Genomic DNA, 4,805 nt, shown 5'->3' with positions numbered 1-4,805 from the left:
GGCGAGTTCGAGTCGGGCCAGGTGCGTTCCTAGGCAGTAGTGAATGCCGCCGCCGAAGCCGAGCATGGCTGGCGGATTTGCGCGGGTGATGTCAAGGCGGTCGGGGTCGTCGTAGACGGCGGGGTCGTGGTTGGCCGAGGCAATGTTGGCCAGCACGAGCGTGCCGGCGGGAATAGTGACCCCCCCAAGTTGGACATCTTCGGCAGCCATGCGCATGGCGGCGAAAATGACCGGGCTATGGCGGATGAGCTCTTCGACTGCCTGCGGTGCGAGCTCGGGATGCTCAGCCAGCAGGGCCCACTGCTGGGGGTGGTCGCACAACTCGTCCACGGCGGCAGCCAGCTGATTGCGGGTGGTGTCGGTGCCCGCCATCAGCAGGACTTCTGCGAGCATGACCAGCTCGTCGGCGCTGAGTCGGTCCCCGTCGTCTTCGGCGCGGATCAGCTGCGAGATCAGGTCGTCGGTGAGGTTGCGGCGTCGCTGGGCGACCATGTCGTCGATGTAGGCGTCGAGTTCGTCGAAGGCCTCCATGATGACCGGCTCGTCGTTGGCGACGTTCCAGTTGAAGATTTTGAAGATGTCCTCGGCCCAGTCGGAGAACAGTTGCCAGTCACGGCGAGGAGCGCCGAGCAGCTCGCAGATGATCGGAATCGGATAGCGGCGGGTGATGTCGGCGACCGCGTCGCAGCGCCCCGTGACGGTCACCGGGTCGACCAGCTCGGTGATGACGTTGACGATCGTGGTCTGTAGCCGTGCGGTCGACCGTGCTGTGAACGCTTTGCAGACCAGTCGGCGCAGCCGATGGTGTTCGGCGCCGTCCAGGCTTAACAGGCCCGTGGTGGCCTTGTCCCACAGCCGCCCCGACGTGATGCCTTGTGCGGCGAGCACGAGTCCCTTCGGCATGCAAAACCGGGGATCGCGCAAAACAGTGCGCACCAGCTCGTAGCTCAACACTTCGGGCCCATGTGGCCCCAGCGCAATCGGCCCCTTTTGGCGGGCCTGCCGAATGAGCCGGTGCGCCTCTTCGGGGTTTTGGGCGTGCTCATAAGCGATGGCCGGCAGCCCGGCATCAAAGACGGTGGGGCTATTAGTGCCGACGGTGTGCACGGTCACGGTGGCCTCCTCGGATTCGACCAAGTCGACTATCCGGGGCCACGGCAGTAAGACCATCGGCCAGAACGCGTAGATACGCGCGGTCGGGGGTCGTAGATACGCGTTTGCGCTGATGCTTTGCGCTACGCGCTGCGCGCATGCTGGCTAGCATGAGCGACACTGACCGCCGCGCGGACATGCCGGCGGTGAACTGGAGCGAGCTGGGCGTGAGCGAGCTGCTGCCGACCGGAACGGTGACGTTGCTGTTGGCCGACGTGGAGGGTTCGACGCGGCTGTGGGAGACCCAGGCCGAGGTGATGACGGCCGCGATCGCGCGTCTGAACCAGGTCGTATGTGATGTCGTCGCCGCGAATGACGGTGTGCGCCCGGTCGAACAAGGCGAAGGCGACAGCTTCGTGGTCGCGTTCGCCCGGGCCTCCGATGCGGTGGCCTGCGCGCTGGAGTTGCAGCGCGCACCTCTGGCCCCGATCCGGCTACGGGTCGGGGTGCATACCGGTGAGGTGCAGCTGCGCGATGAGGGCAACTACATCGGCCCGGCGATCAACCGCACGGCGCGGCTGCGCGATCTGGCCCACGGTGGCCAGACCGTGCTGTCGGGAGCGACCGAGGAGTTGGTGGTCGACCGGCTACCCGAGGGCGCCTGGCTGACCGATCTGGGCACCCACGCGCTGCGGGATCTGCCCCGCCCCGAGCGGGTGGTGCAGCTGTGCCATCCCGACCTGGTCAACGAGTTCCCGCCGCTGCGCGTCTCCGCTTCCGTTGTCTCCCGGCGACTTCCGGTGCAGTTGACCAGCTTCGTGGGTCGTGACACAGAGCTGGCCCAGGTGCGCGAGCTCCTGGCCAGCAACCGGCTGGTGACGTTGACCGGCGCCGGCGGGGCGGGCAAGACCCGGCTGGCGGTACAGGTCGCGGCCCAGCTGGCAGGCGAGTTCAGCGATGGGGCGTGGTATGTGGATTTGGCGCCGATCACCGATCCCAATGTCGTCCCGATCGCGGCGGCCCGCGCTTTCGGGCTACCGGATCAGCCTGGCCGCTCCACCATGGACAGCCTGCCGCGGTTTGTTCGCGACCGTCAGATGCTGGTGGTGCTGGACAACTGCGAGCATCTGCTGGATGCCAGCGCCGAGCTGATCGTCGCCCTCCTAGGTGCCGCGCCTGGGCTGACCATGCTCGCGACGAGCCGTGAGGCGATCGGGGTGGCGGGTGAGGTGAGCTGGCGGGTGCCGTCGCTATCGCTAGACGGTGAAGCCCTCGAGTTGTTCGCCGACCGGGCCCGCCATGCCCGCCCCGATTTCACCCTCACCGATGACAATGCCGCGACGGTGGGCGAAATTTGCGCGCGCCTGGATGGGTTGCCGCTGGCCATCGAGCTTGCCGCGGCGCGGGTGCGCGCGCTGTCGCTAAGCGAGATCCTCGACAGCCTGCATGACCGGTTCCGGCTGCTGACCGGTGGTGCGCGCAACGCGGTGCGCCGCCAACAGACGCTGCGCGCCTCGGTGGACTGGTCACACGCCCTACTGACCGAACCCGAACGGGTACTGTTCCGCCGGCTCGCCGCATTCCTGGGCGGCTTCGACCTCGATGCCGCCCAAGCCGTCGCAGGCGGCGGCGACGTACAGCGCTACCAAGTGCTCGATCAACTCACCCTGCTGGTGGACAAGTCGCTGGTGGCGGCCGACGAGAGTGGCGGTCGAACCCGTTATCGACTGCTGGAGACGGTGCGCCAATACGCGCTGGAAAAACTTGGCGAGTCCGGCGAGGCGGACAGCGTGCGCTCACGTCACCGCGACCATTACACGTCGCTGGCGGCCCTGCTCGACGCCCCGGCGGGCAGTGATTATGAGCAGCGTCTCGAGCAGGCCGACCTCGAGATCGACAACCTGCGCGCCGCGTTCGCGTGGAGCCGGGAAAACTCCGACATCGAACTGGCCCTGGCGCTGGCGTCCTCGTTGCAGCCACTGTGGCAAGCGCGCGGACGCCTCCGGGAAGGGCTGGCCTGGTTCGACACCGCCCTGGCCGACCTCGACGCATACCACCCCGGGGTGGCGCCCGCGGTGCGGGCGCGGGCGCTCGCCGACCGGGCCATCCTCGGCCTATGGGCGGGCGCCGCCGACAGCCCGGATCAGGCTCAGCAGGCCCTGGCGATCGCGCGCGAGGTCGAGGATCCGGCCCTGCTGGCGCGGGCGCTGACCGCCTGCGGCTACATCGCCGGCTTCTTCGACGCGGAGGCGGCCCGGGCGTACTTGGCCGAGGCGATCGGCCTGGCCCGGGCGTTGGGTGATCGGTGGCGGCTCAGCCAGATCCTCGCCGCGCAAGCCTCCGCGGCACGCGCCGTGGTTAACCCGCTCGCCGGGCGCGCGGCCGCCGAAGAGGGACGCGATCTCGCCGACGCGATCGGTGACCGGTTCACCTCGCGCTGGTGCCGCGTCAACCTCGGTATCGCACAGCTGTTTACGGGTGATCTGCCCGGAGCGGTAGCACAATTCGCCGCGGTGGGCGACGAGTCCGAGGCAGCTCACGATGAGATCTTTAGGGCGGACAGCCTCGCGTACCAGGGCGTCGCGCTGGCGTACCAGGGTGACACAGCTGCGGCCCGGGCCGCCGTCGACGCGGCCGTCGAGGCGGCTGCCGAGTTCGGCGGGCTTAAGGCGAGCCTCGCCTACGCGGCGTTGGCCATAGTTGCCCTCGCCGCCGGCGATGCCGCGACGGCGCTCGACGCGACCGAGGCGGTGGGGCAGCACATGAGTGCCCTGCCCCAGACGCCGGCGATACAGCGAGTCCTCAGTGCGCAGGTCGCCTTGGCGGGCGGGGATCTGGTCGCGGCGCGCCACTTGGCCGACGACGTCGCATCGAAAACGACGGGCGCGGTACTGTCGGAGGCGCTGATGGTGCGCGCCCGCGTGGCGATCGCACAGGGTGAGCCAGACCAGGCTGAGCGTGACGCCCACGACGCGCTCGCGCGTGCCGCCGAAGTCGAGGCGTACCTGTTCATCCCCGACATCCTGGAATGCCTCGGCACTCTGGTCGGCGAGGCCGTTGGTCACCGCGAAGCGGCCCGCCTCTTCGGCGCAGCTGAAGCCATCCGGCTGCGCATCGGCGCGGTGCGCTTCAAGGTCTACGACGCCGGGTACGAAGCGTCGGTGGCGGCGCTGCGAAATGCAATGGGCAACGAAGAATTTGATGCCGCGTGGGCCGAGGGCGCCGCCCTGTCCACCGAGGAGGCGATCGCCTACGCCCAGCGCGGCCGCGGCCAACCCAAACGACCCACCCGCGGCTGGGCCGCGCTCACGCCGGCGGAGCGCGACGTTGTGCGACTGGTCAGCGAAGGGCTCGGCAATAACGACATCGCCGCACGGCTTTTCGTCTCACCGCGGACGGTGCAATCTCACCTCACCCACGTCTACGCCAAACTCGGCCTCACCTCCCGGGTGCAACTTGCCCAGGAAGCAGCCCGCCAGGTCTGACGACTGTTCAGGCGAAGTAGTTCGTCGGGACGAACGGGACGTCGTCGGGTGCCGTGTGACGCGCAGCCAACAGCGCCCGCGCGGCGTCACCGATTGGAATCCGTAGCGGCAGTTGGGGTTTCTCGGCAGCGTCGACCACCTCGGCGGCAACCTGCTCGGGGGTGATGATCCCCGCGCGCGGTCCGCCCCCTTTCAGGATCGCGGTGTAGGGATCGTCGGGCAGGGTGT

At 68.7% G+C, this 4,805-nt stretch carries 2 protein-coding genes and 1 pseudogene; 1 reads left to right on the top strand and 2 read right to left on the bottom strand.

The annotated features are described in order from the left end of the window. A partial coding sequence (locus ACLQI9_RS32490; protein WP_442392865.1) for a cytochrome P450 occupies positions 1–1,107 on the bottom strand: 1,107 nt, incomplete at its 3' end. A gap of 212 nt (positions 1,108–1,319) precedes the next feature. Here ACLQI9_RS32490 and ACLQI9_RS32485 point away from each other — a divergent pair. Then, positions 1,320–4,577, top strand: coding sequence for a helix-turn-helix transcriptional regulator (locus tag ACLQI9_RS32485; RefSeq protein ID WP_442392863.1), 3,258 nt, complete (start codon positions 1,320–1,322; stop codon positions 4,575–4,577). Positions 4,578–4,584: 7 nt separating this feature from the next. Here the strand turns inward: ACLQI9_RS32485 and ACLQI9_RS32480 are convergent. Continuing rightward, positions 4,585–4,805 (bottom strand): annotated as a pseudogene (locus ACLQI9_RS32480) (SDR family oxidoreductase); the annotation flags it as partial.

Origin of the sequence: Mycobacterium sp. (assembly GCF_052143115.1) — a bacterium.
Classification (GTDB): domain Bacteria; phylum Actinomycetota; class Actinomycetes; order Mycobacteriales; family Mycobacteriaceae; genus Mycobacterium.
This window is presented reverse-complemented; position numbering and strand designations above follow the sequence as displayed.